We start from the raw sequence: 17,997 nt of genomic DNA on the forward strand, positions 1-17,997 counted from the left end.
AATTTTTATGGCTCTGAAGGTATTATATTTCCTCCAGAGCCTCTGTCAAGTCTTCCTTGTTAATGGTCATCAGGTCGTCCCGGGTAATGTTTTTCCGTCCCACCAGGCGCACCGCCTGGTGACGCATGGCCCGCTCAATCAAGTTGCGGACCAGCCTGGCATTACCGCTGTGTTCATGCTTCCGAGTTTGATTTTGCAGGATTTTATAAAGCTCCTCCCGGGCCAAGGGGGCTAGAATATACTGGCGCTGTTTCAGCATCAAGTCGGCAATCTCCATCAGCTCATCGAGGGTGTAATCCGGAAAGGTGATATGTATGGGAAAACGGGAGCGCAGCCCCGGGTTGGTTTCTAAAAAGTAATTCATTTCATCCTGGTACCCGGCTAAAATAATGATTAAATTGTCCTTATTGTTTTCCATGCTGGCCACCATGGAATCAATGGCTTCTTTGCCAAAATCCTTCTCGCCGCCCCTGGCCAGTGAGTAAGCCTCATCGATAAAAAGGATGCCCCCGAGGGCTTTTTTGATCTGATCACGGGTTTTGGCAGCCGTATGGCCAATATACTCTCCCACCAGGTCCGCCCGCTCAACCTCAATGAGATGACCTTTGGGCAGTACCCCCATTTCCTTAAATAACCGCCCGATGATTCTGGCAACAGTGGTTTTGCCGGTGCCTGGGTTCCCTTTGAAAATCATATGCAGCACCATGGGTTCGTAAATAAGCTTTTCCTTTTGTCTGAGCTTTTGAATTTCCACAAAGGCCTGAATTTCCTTGACCAGTTTTTTGACACTGGACAGGCCGATCAGCTGGTCCAGCTCTCCTAAAATTTCCTGGGTGGCTTTTCTGCTGGCATCTTCGTTACCCTGGGTTTTGTCCTGCTGTGGAGGCTGCTTGCCCGTCAAGGAAGATTTTCTGAGCGGACCGCCTGGTTTTGGTGATTCGGGCCTGGGCGGGTTTTGCCACATTCTTATCTTAACCAGGGTATTCACCTCCGGGCGATAACGTAATAGGTTGTTAAACATTATACGCTCAGAGGTTTAAATTGTTACCAAAAAATCAAAAGGCCCCTCCGTCCGGGAGAGGCAATCAGTGTTTTATCACACAGGCTTGTTTTCCGAAAAGGAGGTATTAACGGGACGCAGCGGGCTAATTGTTGAAATGGCATGCTTATAAACCATCAATTGTTTACCGTCGCTTTCCAAGATAACGGTAAAGTTATCAAAACCTTTCACCATACCCTTCAATTGAAAACCATTGATGAGAAATATGGTTACCGGGATATTTTCCTTTCTTACTTGGTTTAGAAAGGCATCTTGTAAATTAATCTGGGGTTTCGTCATGAGGGTTCCCTCCATCATTGGAAAATATTTTCTTTCTCTACCATGTACTGTTCTACACACTTACTAATTCTCCTGCTATTTGTTTAGCAATTTCCCTGGCAACCGCATTTTTGTCGCTGTAGTCCTGCATGTTCAGCCAGTGAATTCGTTTATCTGCCCTGAACCAGGTAAGCTGTCGCTTGGCAAAGCGCCGCGTATTCCGTTTTAATATTTCCACCGCCTCTGCCAGGGTACATTCTCCCTTAAGATAAGCAATGATTTCCTTATAACCCAGCCCCTGCAGCGCAGTTCCCCATGTATCGTACCGCTGCATCAACTGCCTGACTTCTTCCACCAGACCCCTTTGCAGCATCAGGTCTACCCGTTGTTCAATTCTTCTGTACAGTAATTGCCGGTCCATGGTTAAGCCAAACATTTTTAAACGGTACTTGGGAGCGGTGTTTGTTTGCGTGTACTGATATTCTGATATGGGCTTGCCGGTTTGATAATACACTTCCAGGGCCCGGATTACTCGCCGGATGTCATTGGGGTGCAGCCGGGCAGCGGATGCCGGGTCCACTGCGGCCAGTCTTCTGTGCATCTCCTCGTTTCCCAGTGTTGCCGCCTGCTGTTTAAGTCGTTCCCTTAACTTTTGATCCCTGGGCGCCGGGGTAAAATCATAGTGATCGATGACCGAACGAACATACAGTCCCGTACCGCCCACCAGCAGCGGCAGGTTCCCCCTGTCGGTTATTTCCACGATTAACTTCTCCGCGGCCGTTTGGAACATAGCCACGCTAAATTCTTCATCGGGGTCCACAATGTCTATCAAATGATGGGGAATGCCTTGCATTTCTGCCGGGGTTGGTTTGGCCGTCCCAATATCCATGCCCCGGTAAACCAGCATGGAATCGGCAGAAATCACTTCTCCCTTAACCATTTTGGCCAGCTCAATGGCCACATCCGTTTTGCCGGAGGCAGTGGGACCTACAATAACAACTAAAGGTCTCAGGTCCTTCACTGGCACGGCACCACCTTTTCAATAATGCCGTAGGCCACGGGAGAATATCTTCCTCCCTGAATCCTATGAAAGTTCAACCGCTGAAATTCCTCACTGCCCCGGTTTTCTTTCATCACCACTCTCTTTCTGGCCACCCGGACTGCCTCAGCCACCGCTTCCTTTGCCAAGGGACTGTTGTTGGCAAAGGGACGCAGCGGGGCCATGGAGCTGGACTTTTCCCTGGCAACCCGGAACATGGGGTCAAAATAAACCACGTCAAAGGAACCGGCGGGCAGGTTTTTCAGATACGTCAAGTGATCTGTATGGACCACTTGAATTCTCCTCATGGCGTTGAGTAGTTCCGGTTTTTCCCCGGTGTAGGACTGTAAACCTCGGCGCACGATTTCCGCCACCGGTGCGGCATCCTCCAGACCAATGACCGTCCCCCGGGGACCTACCACATAACTGGCCACCAGGGCATCCGCAGCCAGACCTAGGGTGCAGTCCAGCAGAGAATCACCCTCTTTAAGATTCATGGCTCTAATCATTTGGTCAGTTTTCCCAGACTGGATTTCCTTTATACGTAATTTGGCTAATCCTGGATGAAAAAACAGTTCCTTTCCATCAATAACCATAGATAATTTATCCTGAGATACCAGCAGGATGGCGTCCGCCTGACCTTGCTCCCGGACAGCTGCCAGGGATTTCTTTTCCCGCCGTATATACGGGACATTCAGTTCCCGGCTTAATGCCAGGGCCTTTTCTTCCAGGTCTGCAGCGCTGCGGATGCCTGTGGTAATAACAAGGGACCTTTTCATCGTTTGAACCTTTTATTCAGCTCCTCATGGGTAATTTGAATGAGGGTGGGCCTTCCATGGGGACAGGTAAAGGGCCGCCGGCAGCGGGCCAAGCCCTCCAACAGGGCCTTCACTTCTATGCTGCCCAGATTCTTTCCCGCTTTCACCGCTTCCCGGCAGGCCATGGCAGCCGCCAACCGGTCGATTACCAGTCCCCTGTCCAGTTTATGGGAAGGACTTTCCTGTAATCTGGCCAGCAGGTCCATGAAGATTTCCCCGGGAGCTGTCAAAGCCTGGGGCGGTACGCCCCTTAATAAAAAAGTATCTCCGCCGAAGTGTTCCAGTATAAACCCGATCTCGTTAAAATCAATGACATGGCGCACAACCAGTTGGGCCTCATGATGGGGTATTTCCAGGGTGACGGGCTCCAGCAGCATTTGGGACGGAACCTCCTGCTGCAGCAGGTCCTGGTATCTTTCATACAAAACCCTCTCATGGGCGGCGTGCTGGTCGATGATATATAAGCCGCCTTCGCCGTAGGCCAGCACATAGGTGGGAGGCACCTGGCCGGCCGGTGTTAAAGCGGGAAAAAAAGTCTCCGGTTGATAAGGACTTTTATTTTCAAAAACCCTGGGATGATGCAGGGTTTGCAGCAGCCCATCCTGACTCTCCGGAACCCTGTCAATGCTTTGAGGTTCCGCCGGTTGCGGTGTTTCTCCGGGCCGAACAGGCAGTGAAAGACGTAGCTGCTCTCTGCCCGTGACATTGGCAAAGGACTCCCCGGCCCTTGCTTCGTTTTCATGGCACCGGCATTCCGGAATCTTTGCCGGTTGTTCACTGGCCTTGGGTTTTTCAGTTTGTGCTTGTTCGCCCGGGGTCTGCGCTTCCTGAGACCGGGTATTTGTCCTCCCCGGCATGTTCTCCCACAACCCACCGATGGCTCCGGTTAAATTAAGATGCTTACTCAGGGCTTCCAGCAGTTCCTCCAGGACCTCTTTTTCCCTGGCCAGCCGCACTTCCATTTTGGTAGGGTGAACATTCACATCCACCTGGGTGGGATCGAGGGTCAAATGCAAGATGGCAACAGGAAAGCGCCCGGCGGGGATTTGGGTTTGATAGGCCTGTTGTAGAACGGAAGAAACCAGCCCACTGCGAATGTACCTGCCGTTAATGAAGAAATTTTGATACTGCCGGGAGGCACGGGTCAACACAGGCTTGCTGATGAGCCCGGTCAGGGATAACAAACGCCCCTGGTAGTTGACCTCCAGCATGCTGCGCACGTTATCCGTCCCGAAGATGCCGGCAGCGGTATCCTTTAACGAACCGTTCCCGGGACTGGAAAAAAGAACTCTACCGCCGCTGCGCAGTTCAAAACGGACATCCGGTCTGGCCATGGCCAGTCTTGACATTAAATCACTGACCTGACCGGTCTCGACGGTGGCTGATTTGAGAAATTTTCTTCTGGCCGGCGTATTAAAAAAAAGGTCTCTTACCTCAACAGTGGTCCCGACGGGGCACCCGGCAGGGGAAATTTCTTTTATCTGCCCGGCCTCGATGTGGACCACGGTGCCCCCCAGGTCACCTGCTGTTCTGGTAGTTAACGTTACCCGGGCCACGGCAGCAATGCTAGGCAAGGCCTCGCCCCTGAACCCCAGGGTAAGGATGTTATTTAAATCCTCGGCCCGGCGAATTTTACTGGTGGCATGACGCTGAAAGCAAAGTTCGGCATCCCGGGCTGACATGCCGCACCCGTTGTCAACCACTTTGATGCCCGTGATACCACCCTGTGACAATTCCACTGTAATTCGGTCGGCCCCTGCGTCCAGACTGTTTTCTACCAATTCTTTGACAACCGAAACCGGGCGTTCCACAACCTCTCCGGCGGCAATTTGGTTGGCTATGGTTTCATCCAGTACAATGATGTTCCCCAAAATGTCACCCCTAACCGTCTGAACGAAACTCCTGACGTTCCTCACGCCGATACATCATGAAGGTATCAGTGGACTTATCCTGCAAATATACATAATTAAAACGGTAGTCGTGCTTGTATTGTTCATAGGCATCCCATCCCTCTTCCTGGCAATATTTGCAGGCCTGAATGGGGATGGTAATGGCCAGCACGTGGTATCGTTTGCCGTCGGGATGGTACGCCTGGGAATCAATGGTTATATAGCCGGGGCACTGGGCGCACACCCGCACCTTTTCAATTTGTTTTTCTTCAATGAACTGGGTATCGTAATAAATGGGTTTGGTACGCTGGTAGTATTTAGCCCCGTTGGCCAGAGCAAACTTGTCTGCTTTGTGCCGGTTGGCCCATATTTCTTGCAGTTCCCCCACCACCCTGTGGATTTCGGATGTAACCTTGGGATTCTCTTTAAACCGGTCCGGATTGTATTCCGGTTCAAGGACGGAGGAATAATCCTTGCCCGCCAGCGCCAGTAAAATGGCCAGGTTTACATAAGGTAAAGCGGTCTCAATGGCATACCCGCCCTCAAGGACAGCCAAATCCGGCTTTAATTTTTCCGTCAGCCTGGCATAACCCTGGGCAGTGATGCGCATTTGGCCCAGGGGATCGGTAAAGTGATTGTCCTGACCGGCGGAATTTACCACGAAGTCCGGTTGAAAATCCGCCAGAATGGGTGAAATCAAGTGATCCATGACATAGTGGAGCCCGGCATCCGTCACTCCGGGCGGCAGCGGTATGTTAATAGTGGATGCATAGGCGCCCGGCCCCCCTAACTCATAGGTAAAACCGGTGCCGGGATAAATGGTACGGCCGTCCTGGTGAAAAGAAATAAACAGCACATCCGGGTCATGGTAAAAAATGTCCTGGGTCCCGTCACCATGGTGGACATCGGTGTCTACAATGGCAATTTTTTTCACGCCGTAGGTCCTTCTCAGGTATTCCACCAGCACCGCTTCATTGTTAATATTGCAAAAACCCCGGTTGCCGTGGACCACCCTCATGGCATGGTGCCCCGGCGGGCGGACCAAAGCAAAACCGTTCTTGATTTGTTTGGCTATAATTTTATCTCCCAAGTGCATGGCCGCTCCGGCTGCAATACGGTGGGCCTCCAATACCTGGTCACTGACCGACGGCACACAAAAATGGACCCGGCAAATATCATGCTCGGAGGCCAACCGGGGAGAAAATTCTTCAATTTCCGGGAGATCCAGAATGCCTTCCTCAAACATCTGGTCCCGGGTGTACAAAAGCCGCTCTTCACGCTCCGGGTGGGTGGCGGAAATGGCCCAGTCAAAGGCAGGAAAGAAAATAATGCCGGTCTTTTTCATCATTTCATCAACCTCCCCCCGGAACCGATGTGACCTAAAATTCCCCTGGGTGTTTGCACCGATATGTGATACAGCCTGCCGGTGGTTCGCCAGTCGCGCACGATATTAAAAACATCCCGGTTGGTGATTTCAATCTCCTGCACATATTCCAGCAGGTTCATTTTTTCCGCCCGCTTCATCAACCAGGATTTGGCCAATTCCACCGCCCCGATTTCATCCAGCTTGCCGCTCAGCTTCCCCTGGTAGCCCTCTTCTTCTACAATAAAAATCTGACGCTCGGTATCCGCCAGCAGGTTCACCTGCAGCGTAGGTCTGGCCACCGCTGCTCCGATGGCGTTGGCTACCGGCGCGTAGGGAGGTAAGATGGGGGTACAACCCAAACGGGCGGCGATTTGAGGAACAAAACCGGCAGCGCCGCCCCCCACCCCCACGACGTTTTGCGGGCGCAGCTTTTTCTTCTGCAGTACTTCCCAAACCCGGTAAGCGGGCTCCTGCTCCCATTCCACAAACATCTGCTCGATTTCCGTTACCACCGTGTTAATCACCAGACCGACAATGGTGTGAGCCACTTCCATGGGCCCCATGCCCACCGGGGCCCCCAGCCGTACCATAGCCTCCCGGGCCCGGTCTTCATCGCCGATTTGGGTCATGCCCATAACCCGTAAAGCATCGGTAGGTGTAGGCAGCGGACCACCCAGGCAGTAGGCATGGCCCACCCGCTCTGAATAAATAATGATTTCCTTGCCTACCCGTTCCACCACACTGTCGCCGCCTACCGGCACGGAGTGTACCGCCAGCGCCCGTACCTGGGTAAACCGGTCACCGATTTTGGCGCCCCGGGAAGCCAGCAGCGGCTGGCCGGAAAGAATTAAGGCCAGGTCGGTGGTGGTGCCGCCGATATCCACCACCAGGGAGGTTTCTCCCGCCGGTGTAAGGGCCTGTACCCCCAGGGTGCTGGCAGCGGGCCCGGAGAAAATGGTTTCCACCGGCACTTGTTCGGAAACCGTCAGGGGCAGGGTGCCGCCGTCCGCCTTTAAGATGAACACATCGGCGCTGATGTCCCTGCGGGCCATGGCATCCCGCACCGCATTGGCAAAATAATGGTACTTATCCCTGGTGGCGCAGGTTAACACGGTATTGGTAATCCGGCGCGGAAAATTTAATCTACCGCCGGCCCGGTGCCCCATTTCCACCTGCCATTCAGGATGATGTTGCTTAATATATTGAGCCACCCGAAGTTCATGGGCGTTGTTGCGGGTGGAAAATTTCCCTATCACGGCAACCCTTTGATATCCCTTGTCCTCCAGCCACCGGAGCGCCTTTGCCAGTTCCGCTTCTTCCAGGGGAATGATTTCACGGCCACGATAATCAATGGCCCCGGTTAAGAAGAAAACGTCATCCTGTTGCCGGAACTCCATGAAAGTACGGCCGGGCCCGGGCAGCAAGAGCACCCCCACCGGGTCGTATTTCTTCTCGGCGATCAGATTGGTCACGATGGTGGTACTAAAGACAACCCGCTGGATCTTTTCACCGGGTATTCCCTTTAATAAGTTGTCCAAGGCATCTCCCAGCGAAATCAGCAAATCTTCCTGGGTTTCCACCTTTGCGGTTGCACGAACAGCACCGCCATCCAGCAGAACAGCATCTGTGCAGGTACCTCCAACATCAATGCCAATAAACATGACGGGCCTCCTTAATGTAATAATCCAACCGACATCCCCTGCAGAATAACATTTATTCGCCTCAACCGGATATCATTATTCCAAGTTTATCATAATCCCTTTTATAATTGCATTAGGAAAAAGAACAAAGAATCAATTTATTTCTTTTTTCGTAGCTTTCTTTGCAGTTTATCCAGGTAATTAAGGCTTTGGAGCGGCGTCATATTAGGAATGTCCAAGGCTAAAATTTCCTCCCGCAGCCAATCATGCTCCGTCGAAAACATAGTTAATTGTTGTTCATGAATTGCGACAGCCACCTGGTTTTTGCCTGCCACAACCTCCTGGGCTGCCCGCTGGTGATATTCCAGTTGTTGGACCAGTTCAGCGGCCCTGTGGATAATGTCGCCGGGCAGGCCGGCCAGCCTGGCACAGTGCACGCCGTAGCTTTTACTGGCCCTGGCCCGTACCACCTTTCGTAAAAAAGCCACCTGGTTCCCTTGCTCCTTAACGGCAGTGGCATAATTTTTCAGCCCGGGCAGCAACCCCTCAAGTTCGGCCAGTTCATGATAATGGGTTGAAAAAAGAGTCCGGCAACCTACTGCATTATGTAGATACTCAATGACCGCCTGGGCAATGGCCATACCCTCCAGATTTGAAGTGCCCCTGCCCAGTTCATCAATAATGACCAGACTTTTGGGGGTGGTGTGGTCAAGAATTTGCTTGGTTTCGAACATTTCTACCATAAAGGTGCTTTGTCCGGAGGTAAGATCGTCCGAGGCCCCTACCCTGGCAAAAATCCTGTCAACAATGCCGATTTTGGCCCGGGAAGCCGGCACAAAGCTCCCCACCTGGGCCATCAGCACAATTAAAGCCACCTGCCTCTGGTAGGTACTTTTGCCACCCATATTAGGCCCGGTAATCAAACACAGCCGCTGGTTCTCTGTATCCAGGTAGGTGTCATTGGGCACAAACCCCCCCGGCCCCAAGGTCACTTCCACCACCGGGTGCCGTCCCTCGGTGATCTCAATTCTCCCGTCATCAGATACCTCGGGCCTTACATACCCCTGGCGGGCTGCCACCTCTGCCAGGGATACCAGCGCATCAATTTGCGCCACCAGGGCGGCGGTTTTTTGGATTCTGTGCACTTCGGCAGCCACCCTGTTGCGGATCTCCACAAATAAATTGTATTCCAGCTCCACCAGCCTGTCTTCGGCCCCTAAAATCATGCTTTCATATTCTTTCAGCTCCGGGGTAATAAACCGCTCGGCATTGGCCAGGGTTTGCCGGCGTTGGTAATAGTCCGGCACTGCATTGAGATTGGCGCGGGTCACTTCCAGATAGTACCCAAAAACCTTGTTAAAACCCACCTTTAAATTTTTAATACCGGTCTTTTCCTTCTCCCTGGCCTCCAAACCGGCCAGCCAGGCCTTGCCGTCCCTGGCGGCGGCACGCAGTTGATCAACTTCCGCATGATAACCTTCTTTGATTAAACCCCCGTCCCTGAGAGAAACGGGCGGGTTTTCCGCTAGGGAGGAAAACAACAGGTCTCTCAGATCAGCCAGGGTATCAAACTGTGCACAGATACTTCGCAGCAACGGGCTCTGGCACTGCTGCAAAGCTTCATGTATCAAAGGAAGTTTCTCCAGTGAACCCAGCAGTGCCGTCATGTCCCGGCCGTTGGCGCTGCCGTAGGCTGCCCGTGCTGTTAACCGCTCCAGGTCATAGATTTGTTTCAGGGCCCCTGCCAGTTCCTCGCGCAGCAGGAGGGAGTTCACCAATTCCTCCACCGCATCCAACCGTTCCTGAATTTTAACCAGGTCGATCAAGGGCTGTTCCAGCCAGTTTTTCAGCATACGGCCCCCCATGGCGGTGCGGGTCTTATCCAGGACCCAAAGCAGTGTCCCCTTTTTCTCCCCGACTCTTAGGGATCTGGTGATTTCCAGGTTGCGCCTGGCAACGCCGTCCAAAACCATGTAAGCTTTGGGAGAGTAAGATGTAATTTCGGTAATATGCTTTAACTTACGCCTTTGGGTTTCCGTCAAATAACGGAGCAAACTGCCGGCTGCCTGGCACATGGCCTGCTTGTTCAAATAAGCGGCTATCTTGTCTGCCCCGAAATGATCTGTGAGAATTTGCCAGTAGTCCGGCAGATCCGAGATATGGCCGAGGGTTGTTAATGTGGTGGCTGGAAGGCTGTTTAAAACCCTGGCCGCCTTTTCATCCTTTATCACGTCATGGGTCAGCAGCACTTCCCTGGGCGACAACCGTACAACCTCGTCCAGCAAACCGTCCAAAGCCCAGGGGCCTTCCATTTCCGTCACCTGGAATAGTCCCGTTGATAAATCGGTTACTGCCATGCCATAGGTGCCGGTATTCACCTGACAAAGGGCCACCAGGTAGTTATTATCCTTTTCATTTAACATGCTCCCGTCGATGACGGTACCGGGCGTAATCACCCGCACCACTTCACGTTTGACGATTCCCCTAGCGGCCCTGGGATCCTCCACCTGTTCGCAGATGGCCACCTTATATCCTTTATCAATTAATTTACTGATATAATTATCCGCCGAGTGAAAGGGTACGCCGCACATGGGAACCCGTTCCGGTTCCCCGGCATCCCGTCCCGTCAGAGTTATCTCCAACTCTTTGGATGCCAATTTGGCATCTTCAAAGAACATTTCATAAAAGTCTCCCAGACGAAAAAATAAAATCGCATCGGGAACTTGTTTCTTAATTTCCAGGTACTGCTGCATCATTGGAGTTAAGGCCACAAATATCTCCTCCCGTACCCAATTATACCATAGACAAACCTGCTGCAGGCGACTTCCTAAAGCATTGTGCCAAAAGGAAAACCCCCTGGAGTTTGATCAAGTTCCAGGGGGCTTTTCTCTTATCATAAGATAAACTATCAGGTTAGTGTCGTAGAACTACGACTGTTGCTTAACCTCAGGTGTAAGGACCGCAGGCAGAGCAGCTATGGGTTTCCGGAGGGTTCCCTTCAATTCCTTCACTGATGCGCTCATTTACCTGATTGAGGAATTTTTGGAACTGGTCCTGTATCTCTGCAAATTCCCTAATAAGAGGATTTGCCATCATCTGGTCTTCTAGGGCGTACACTTCGTTTAGTTGCTCATCGGTCAGTTCATGGCCCTGCATCCGCATCATTTGATGGGAGTGTTGGAGATGCTGAAATTTTTCAATTAAAGCAACGGCATCAGCGTCTGACATCATGGCAGCCTCTTTTTCCCGCATGGTTTTATATTTCTCAGAATTAGCAATCAGTTTACCCAACTCCAAAGCCTTTTCTAAAACCACATCACTCATCAATTTCACCTCCCCCAGTCATATTCAGAGAATTAATCATTGGTACCGTTAAGCACCAGTTCTCCCTCTAATAAATTGAGCCTGCCCTTTGTGATCTTGACCTGCACCAGCTTCCCGGTCAGTTCAATGGGTCCCTGAAAAACAACCAGCTTATTGGTGCGGGTGCGGCCGGCCAGCAAGTCAGGGTTGTTTTGGGTTTCCCCTTCCACCAGCACTTCAAAGACTTTGCCTTCTTCCTGCCGGTTGTTTTCACAGGAGATTTTATTCTGCAATTCGATTAACCGTTGAATTCTTTCACTTTTTACTTCCTCAGCGACCTGTTCCATTTTGGCGGCGGGTGTGCCGGTGCGAATGTTATAGACAAAGGTAAAGGCGCTGTCATAGCGGACGCGTTTGACCAGGTCAAGGGTATCGGCAAAATCCTCCTCGGTTTCACCGGGAAAACCCACCATTAAATCCGCTGTGATGCTGGCATTGGGAACCGCACTTTTGATTCTTTGGATGAGATCCAAGTACTGTTCCCGGGTATAACCCCTGTTCATCAGTTTCAGGATACGGTTGCTGCCTGCCTGGGCAGGCAGGTGAAAATGCTCGCACACCTTTTTCGCCGAGGCGATTACATCAATCAACCTCTGATCAAAATCCCGGGGGTGCGAAGTCATAAACCGAATGCGCTCCAAACCCTCAATTTTATCCAGGTCAAGAAGAAGATCCGCAAACCGGTAATTGACATCCATATCTTTACCGTAGGAATTGACATTTTGCCCTAACAGTGTGACTTCTTTATAACCTTCCTGCACCAAATCTTGAATTTCTTTAATGATATCCTCAGGTTTCCGGCTGCGCTCCCGCCCCCGCACATAGGGAACGATGCAATAGGTACAGAAATTGTTGCAGCCATACATAATGGTGACCCAGGCTTTCAGTTTATCTTTGCGGCGTACCGGGACATTCTCGACGATCCCTTTCTCGGTGGCCCAAACCTCCAGCACCGCCTCGTGATTTTCCTGCACTTGATGGATCATGCGCGGCAGTTCATGCACATTATGGGTGCCAAAGATCAAATCCACAAAGGGAAAGTTGTGACGTATCTTCTTTGCCACATCCTCCTGCTGGGGCATACACCCGCATACCCCTAAAATCAAGTCCGGCTTTGCCACCTTTAACTTTCTTAAGCGTCCAAGCAAACCGTATACCTTGCTCTCCGCTGTTTCACGGACACAACAGGTATTTAAGATGATAATGTCCGCCTCTTCTTGGGCATCCGTAGGGATGTAACCCAGGTCCTCCAATATCCCGGACAGGGATTCGGCGTCCCGTTCATTCATTTGACACCCGAAGGACTGGATCAAATATTTCTTTTGCCCCTCTACCTTTTTGTTTGGGGACTTATATTCAATCTTTTCTACCATCTATATTTAAGCCTCCGACAAGCAGTTGGGATAAATTTCATTGAGCACTAACATTTTCCCATATTTTTTACTGGAATGCAAACTGATAGTTATATTTTTCAGTTTTTGTAATGTAAACATACTAAATTATTATCAGGGCAAATGGGGGCTTATTTTTTTTAACATTTGAGTCGCCCTTTTTGAATAGCAGTAAAATTAGCAAACCCGCACCGATTTATAATGAAACGGGTCCAGTCAATCCCCCTTCCAAACAAGCATACCCCTAACGGGTATACTGTTATTTTCCGAATCGCCACTTAATAATTATATTGCGTTATTCTAGTAGTTGACTAACAAAAAATTACATGTTATCGTATGTATTAATAATACCCATGGGGGTATTGATGCTGGAAATAACGTCATTCTTCAGGAGGGATTTATGTGTCCGGATTATCCAGGCGAGAGTTTCTCAAACGTAGCCTAGCTACGGGTATCGCAGGTGGCGCTGTTCTATATGGAGGTAACAAAACAGCTGGGGCCTCCACTAAATCTTTGACTGGTCCGGTAGGTACTCTTATTGATCTGACAAAGTGTAACGGTTGTGCCGGTGAGAAGGTAGCTAAGTGTGTGAGTTCCTGCAGGCAGACGAACAAGGATAAGTACCCCTCCCCAGTACCCTCGGAACAAATACCTTATTACTGGCCTAATAAAAAGAAAGAAGACTGGCAGGACAAAAAGGAAGTTACCACTCGCCTAACCCCCTATAACTGGATATTTGTACAAAAGGTAAAGGTCGAACATGAGGGTAAGCAGGTGGAAGTGGCTATTCCCAGGCGGTGTATGCATTGTGATAATCCGCCCTGTGCTAATTTATGTCCCTTTGGAGCACAGGCGAAGACAGCTGAGGGTGTGACTTTGATCAACAAAGATCTATGCCTTGGTGGAGCAAAATGCCGTGATGTTTGCCCCTGGGGTATTCCTGCCCGTCAGGCGGGAGTTGGGTTGTACATGAAGATAGCACCAGAATATCTGGGTGCAGGTGTTATGTACAAATGCGACCTGTGTTATGACCGCATCAAAACCGGTGGCCAACCTGCCTGTGTGGAGGCTTGCCCTAATGGTGCAATATCCTTTGGAAGCAAAGCTGAAATGAAGAAACTGGCCCAACAGAGAGCTAAAGAAATTGGTGGTTTTATATACGGTGATAAAGAAAACGGAGGTACTTCTACCTTCTATGTGTCCCAAGTTCCCTTTGAAAAAATCCATGAAAAATTGAAGGAAAACAAGTCTAAGCAACCAAACCCAACGGCCCCGGGATATCCCTTAATGCCTGTTAAAGTAGGTAACTTCTTAGATACAGCCAACGGTATGGTACTCAGTATGCTGGTTGCTCCGGTAGCAGGTGCAGCACTGGCAGGTTTTACCGCTTATAAAAAAATGAAAGGTGATGAATAGCATGGCTGAAAAAATTCTTCAGGGCGAGAATAAGGTAAAACGCCACGGTTTTTCAGTATTATTTGTGCACTGGACAGTTGCCATTTCCACATTCTTGCTTATTCTTAGCGGATTTGGACAAATGCCAATGTACAAGCGCTATCATATAGCCGACCTGCCAGGCATGAGTTGGAGTGCGGATTATTCCGTCACCATTGTAATCCATTATATAGCTGCAGTAGCTTTAATTTTTGCAGTAGCCTATCACATTGTGTATCATGTGCTGAGAAAAGAATATGATGCCTTGCCGCGCAAGGGTGACTTAAAGGCATCCTATCAAATTATTAAAGCAATGATTACCAAGGGACAGGAACCACCCAGTGATAAATACCTGGCAGAGCAAAGACTTGCTTACGCCTTTATCGGTGTTAATCTCTTATTAATTATCATTACAGGTATAATTAAAGTATTGAAGAACCTACCGACCGTTGATTATTCCCCAACATTTTTAGTTTGGGTTAACAACCTGCATACATTAGCCAGTATGCTTCTGGTCTTTGGCATTGTGGGGCACCTGGCAGCCTTCCTCTTTAAGGAGAACAGAGCGCTGCTTCCAGGTATGTTCACCGGCAAGATAGACCTGGAGTATGTAAAACATCGTCATAGTCTCTGGTATAGTAAGCTTGCAAAACAAGAAAGTTCAAAAGGAAGTCGCTCCAACCTCACCTCTGGCCATGCCTGTCCGGAAAATTGTCACGCCGGAGGTAGGAATCAGTAAGGAAAAGTTATTATGACCGTTTTTGCTGTACAAGTAAAGAAACCCAGGCAATCGAAAATTGCCTGGGTTTCTTTCATATTTCTCAAAAGTTATAACAAGCTCTTGCCGTTTCTTAAAATGACTTCCATGATGGCTGTGGTATCCAGGGTAATGTTGGGAACGACCCATAGTGCCAGTAACACGATGGCCATTGATAAAACTGCTATTAATATTTTTCTCATTTTATAACTTCATTCCTCTCTTCCGGCACACCATTTAGTCACAATTATAGAGCCTAAATATTAAAAATCCAGGAAACAAACATTAAAAATTTATACTTTTATATATAGGACGTCATATAATGCTTTTTGTAACATATTTTTTAAATTCGTACAATAACAAAGTAAAACAGTTAGAATTTTCCTTTTATTATAAACCATGATTTCATGGAAAAATATCAACCAGAAGACATATTTCAAGGGACTTTTGTCCCAATTTTTACCCCGCAGGGGATATCCAAGCTACACAACTCGACTTGAATTGTACATCATTTACAAAGAGGTGTAGTGTATGATAAGACTAGGAGACTTCTTGTATCTTCTCATTATCGGTAGTGTCTTATTGTTCTTGCTGGCCCTTCTTGCAACCAAGATAAAAATACGATAAGAGGTGACTTAAGCCCGGTACCCAAAAGAAGCAGTACATTGACCAACAGACCCTGGTTCAACCCCTGGTTTCTTACAGTAGCTTACTGGCAGATCCCCAGGCAACCATAAAAATCATGAACCGGGCCTTTAATTCTGCCTTGTCTAAAAAGATGGCAGCCCACATCACCGTACCCATGGATGTATTTAATTTACCCTGTGACCTTGCAGTACGTCCTACCGAGCCTTACTTGTTTACCATGCCCAGCTCGGAGGATGCTGTTATTCAGGGGGCCATGGAACCATACCAGGTCCCGTTGTACCAATGCATACCGCCACTTCGCCGGTTAATTTGGCATGGGCGGAAGCCATCAAGGCAGCGGTTTCCTCATGGCATACCGCATAGATTTTAACTGCCTGCTGGCGGGCCAGGGCATCTAACAGATAAAAAATACCATCGCCCACCACGCCAAAAACAAGCTTTACTCACCAGCTTGCCAGTTGATCCAGCATGACCTGGGCCACTGTTTTGAACATGATCTAACCTCCCCTCTAAGTTATTTTAATTTTTACCAAAACCAGACGGCTCATACAGAAAACCGGTTGTACATTTACCTCAACTACATAATGAATTGCTTTTCGTACTGGGACCGGCACACAAAAAGGCACCACCCGAAGTGGTGCCCTTGTTCATAATATTATCGTTTTTTCCCTTTCCTGGCCCATTCCATTTCCCGCAGTTGAACCCTGCGGATCTTACCGCTTACGGTTTTGGGCAGAGAATCAACAAATTCGATTTCTCTGGGGTATTTATAGGGGGCGGTGACTTTCTTGACGTGCTCCTGCAAGTCCTTTACCAACTGGGGTGAAGGTTGATAGCCCTCTGTGAGCACCACAAAGGCCTTGACAATTTCCCCCCGTAAATCATCTGGACTTGCTACCACCGCAGATTCTGCCACGGCCTCATGCTCAATTAAAGCGCTTTCCACCTCGAAGGGCCCGATACGGTAACCGGAGGCCAGGATCACATCGTCGGCGCGGCCCACAAACCAGAAATACCCGTCTTCGTCTTTTACGGCCCGATCGCCGGTAATATACCAGTCGCCCCGGAAACAACGCCGGGTCCTCTCGGGTTCCTGCCAGTATTCTTTAAACAGTCCCGCCGGCCGTTCCGGAACAACCCTGATGGCAATATCTCCCTCCTTACCGGGAGGTAAAATATTGCCGTCATCGTCAATGACCTCCACATCAAAGCCGGGCGCCGGCTTACCCATGGAGCCGGGTTTCACGGGTACACAGGGGAAGTTGCCGATGACCAGAACCGTTTCAGTCTGTCCATAACCATCCCGGATGGTTAAACCGGTGGCTTCCTTCCATGTTTCAATAACCTCGGGGTTCAGCGGCTCCCCTGCCCCGGTACAGCTTCTCAGGGCGGGAAATTTATACTGGGATAAGTCTTCTAACACCAGCATACGATAATTGGTGGGCGCTCCGCAAAAGGTGGTAATGGGGTACTTTTGCAGAACCTCCAGACAGCGCTTGGTGTTAAAGCGGCTCTCATGATAGACAAACAGTGCCGCTCCCTGGTGCCAGGGGCCGAAAAGGCTGCTCCAGGCCGCTTTGCCCCAACCGGTATCAGATAAATTCCAGTGCAGGTCATCCGGGGTAAGATCCAGCCAGTACCTGCCGGTGACCATATGGGCATAAGGATAACTGGCATGGGTATGCAAAGTCATTTTGGGGTTGCCGGTGGTGCCGGAAGTAAAGAATAAAATGGCTCCATCTGTACTTTTTGTCTTTACGGTAGCAAAGTCCCCAGGGTACTTTTCTATTTCGGTCTGATAATGCAGCCAACCTTCCCTGGGTTCCCCCACTACCACTTTCAGTTTGACAGTGGGCAGGCTGTCTTTAATTTCATCCACTTTAGCTGCGGTTTTTTCATCTGTAATAAGGGCAATCGCCCGGGCTGTTTTTATCCGGTAGGACAGGTCTTTGGACGTCAATTGAATGGTGCCGGGACTTACAATGGCGCCCACCCGCAGACAGGCCAGGAAGGATTCCCACCACTCTATGTATCGGGGCATGATCAGAATGACCACATCCCCAGCCTTAACACCCTTTTCCACCAGCAGGTTGGCCAACCGGCTGGAACGTTCCTTAAAATCCTTAAAAGTACGTTTAATCTCCCGGTCATGTTCATCTACCCAGAGCATGGCAAGTTTGTCCGGGTTCTGGGCCCATTTATCCACCACATCGGCGGCAAAGTTAAAAAACTCGGGAACATTCCATTGAAAATTTTGTCGTTCCTTTTCATAATCTGTCATATTGCTAACCATCCTATACCTACTCCCTCCATTTTTCTGTAGCCAATAAATGC

14 protein-coding genes and 1 pseudogene are annotated in these 17,997 nt (G+C 49.7%); 2 read left to right on the forward strand and 13 right to left on the reverse strand.

From position 1 onward, the window contains the following. Positions 1 to 22 precede the first annotated feature (22 nt). From BUB67_RS01875 to miaB, 10 genes are all read right to left on the reverse strand, one after another. Positions 23 to 979 carry an AAA family ATPase gene (locus BUB67_RS01875; protein ID WP_073235085.1) on the reverse strand — a complete coding sequence of 319 codons (957 nt, stop codon included), beginning with the start codon at positions 977 to 979 and terminating at the stop codon, positions 23 to 25. A 117-nt stretch (positions 980 to 1,096) separates the two neighbouring features. Further along, on the reverse strand, positions 1,097 to 1,339 hold the full coding sequence (hfq, locus tag BUB67_RS01880) for an RNA chaperone Hfq (RefSeq protein ID WP_073234805.1): 243 nt from the start codon (positions 1,337 to 1,339) through the stop codon (positions 1,097 to 1,099). Between the two features lie 52 nt (positions 1,340 to 1,391). Further along, a complete protein-coding gene (gene miaA / locus BUB67_RS01885) occupies positions 1,392 to 2,339 on the reverse strand; it encodes a tRNA (adenosine(37)-N6)-dimethylallyltransferase MiaA (protein WP_073234808.1) in 948 nt (315 codons plus the stop codon). Continuing rightward, on the reverse strand, positions 2,336 to 3,136 hold the full coding sequence (locus BUB67_RS01890; protein ID WP_073234811.1) for a class I SAM-dependent methyltransferase: 801 nt from the start codon (positions 3,134 to 3,136) through the stop codon (positions 2,336 to 2,338). Before BUB67_RS01890 ends, miaA begins: the two co-directional genes overlap by 4 nt. Continuing rightward, positions 3,133 to 5,046 (reverse strand): DNA mismatch repair endonuclease MutL, encoded by a 1,914-nt coding sequence (gene mutL / locus BUB67_RS01895; RefSeq protein WP_073234814.1) that lies wholly within the window; start codon positions 5,044 to 5,046, stop codon positions 3,133 to 3,135. The genes BUB67_RS01890 and mutL overlap by 4 nt, the downstream gene beginning before the upstream one ends. Before the next feature lie 10 nt (positions 5,047 to 5,056). After that, on the reverse strand, positions 5,057 to 6,412 hold the full coding sequence (locus tag BUB67_RS01900; protein WP_073234817.1) for a histone deacetylase family protein: 1,356 nt from the start codon (positions 6,410 to 6,412) through the stop codon (positions 5,057 to 5,059). After that, positions 6,409 to 8,091, reverse strand: coding sequence for a hydantoinase/oxoprolinase family protein (locus tag BUB67_RS01905; RefSeq protein ID WP_073234820.1), 1,683 nt, complete (start codon positions 8,089 to 8,091; stop codon positions 6,409 to 6,411). Before BUB67_RS01905 ends, BUB67_RS01900 begins: the two co-directional genes overlap by 4 nt. Before the next feature lie 137 nt (positions 8,092 to 8,228). Beyond that, on the reverse strand, positions 8,229 to 10,826 hold the full coding sequence (gene mutS / locus BUB67_RS01910) for a DNA mismatch repair protein MutS (protein WP_073235088.1): 2,598 nt from the start codon (positions 10,824 to 10,826) through the stop codon (positions 8,229 to 8,231). Between the two features lie 190 nt (positions 10,827 to 11,016). After that, positions 11,017 to 11,394 carry a YlbF/YmcA family competence regulator gene (locus BUB67_RS01915; protein WP_073234823.1) on the reverse strand — a complete coding sequence of 126 codons (378 nt, stop codon included), beginning with the start codon at positions 11,392 to 11,394 and terminating at the stop codon, positions 11,017 to 11,019. A gap of 32 nt (positions 11,395 to 11,426) precedes the next feature. Beyond that, positions 11,427 to 12,806, reverse strand: a complete 1,380-nt coding sequence (gene miaB / locus BUB67_RS01920; protein ID WP_073234826.1) for a tRNA (N6-isopentenyl adenosine(37)-C2)-methylthiotransferase MiaB — start codon at positions 12,804 to 12,806, stop codon at positions 11,427 to 11,429. 420 nt (positions 12,807 to 13,226) lie between these two features. Between miaB and BUB67_RS01925 the strand changes: the two genes are divergently transcribed. Both BUB67_RS01925 and BUB67_RS01930 read left to right on the forward strand, forming a co-directional pair. Then, positions 13,227 to 14,240, forward strand: coding sequence for a 4Fe-4S dicluster domain-containing protein (locus tag BUB67_RS01925; protein ID WP_073234829.1), 1,014 nt, complete (start codon positions 13,227 to 13,229; stop codon positions 14,238 to 14,240). Between the two features lies 1 nt (position 14,241). After that, positions 14,242 to 14,997, forward strand: coding sequence for a formate dehydrogenase subunit gamma (locus BUB67_RS01930; protein WP_073234832.1), 756 nt, complete (start codon positions 14,242 to 14,244; stop codon positions 14,995 to 14,997). 89 nt (positions 14,998 to 15,086) lie between these two features. Here BUB67_RS01930 and BUB67_RS17130 read toward each other — a convergent pair whose 3' ends face one another. The 3 genes and pseudogenes from BUB67_RS17130 to BUB67_RS01945 all read right to left on the reverse strand — a co-directional run bounded on the left by BUB67_RS17130 (position 15,087) and on the right by BUB67_RS01945 (position 17,956). Continuing rightward, positions 15,087 to 15,218, reverse strand: coding sequence for a hypothetical protein (locus BUB67_RS17130; RefSeq protein WP_274377213.1), 132 nt, complete (start codon positions 15,216 to 15,218; stop codon positions 15,087 to 15,089). A gap of 684 nt (positions 15,219 to 15,902) precedes the next feature. Continuing rightward, positions 15,903 to 16,094: pseudogene (locus BUB67_RS16775) on the reverse strand (thiamine pyrophosphate-binding protein); the annotation flags it as partial. Between the two features lie 224 nt (positions 16,095 to 16,318). After that, the gene (locus BUB67_RS01945; protein WP_073234841.1) at positions 16,319 to 17,956 is read right to left on the reverse strand and encodes an AMP-binding protein; all 1,638 of its coding nucleotides are present in this window, start codon (positions 17,954 to 17,956) and stop codon (positions 16,319 to 16,321) included. Between the last annotated feature and the right edge of the window lie 41 nt (positions 17,957 to 17,997).

Origin of the sequence: Desulforamulus putei DSM 12395, from assembly GCF_900129195.1 — a bacterium.
In the GTDB taxonomy this organism is placed as follows: Bacteria; Bacillota; Desulfotomaculia; order Desulfotomaculales; family Desulfotomaculaceae; genus Desulfotomaculum; species Desulfotomaculum putei.

Excerpts from the sequence above, each read along its gene's own strand:
- hfq (WP_073234805.1), bottom strand. The coding sequence starts at position 1,339 with ATGACGAAACCCCAGATTAATTTACAAGATGCCTTTCTAAACCAAGTA.
- BUB67_RS01890 (WP_073234811.1), bottom strand. The coding sequence starts at position 3,136 with ATGAAAAGGTCCCTTGTTATTACCACAGGCATCCGCAGCGCTGCAGAC.
- BUB67_RS01945 (WP_073234841.1), bottom strand. The coding sequence starts at position 17,956 with ATGGTTAGCAATATGACAGATTATGAAAAGGAACGACAAAATTTTCAA.
- BUB67_RS17130 (WP_274377213.1), bottom strand. The coding sequence starts at position 15,218 with ATGAGAAAAATATTAATAGCAGTTTTATCAATGGCCATCGTGTTACTG.
- miaB (WP_073234826.1), bottom strand. The coding sequence starts at position 12,806 with ATGGTAGAAAAGATTGAATATAAGTCCCCAAACAAAAAGGTAGAGGGG.
- BUB67_RS01915 (WP_073234823.1), bottom strand. The coding sequence starts at position 11,394 with ATGAGTGATGTGGTTTTAGAAAAGGCTTTGGAGTTGGGTAAACTGATT.
- mutS (WP_073235088.1), bottom strand. The coding sequence starts at position 10,826 with ATGATGCAGCAGTACCTGGAAATTAAGAAACAAGTTCCCGATGCGATT.
- BUB67_RS01930 (WP_073234832.1), top strand. The coding sequence starts at position 14,242 with ATGGCTGAAAAAATTCTTCAGGGCGAGAATAAGGTAAAACGCCACGGT.
- BUB67_RS01905 (WP_073234820.1), bottom strand. The coding sequence starts at position 8,091 with ATGTTTATTGGCATTGATGTTGGAGGTACCTGCACAGATGCTGTTCTG.
- BUB67_RS01900 (WP_073234817.1), bottom strand. The coding sequence starts at position 6,412 with ATGATGAAAAAGACCGGCATTATTTTCTTTCCTGCCTTTGACTGGGCC.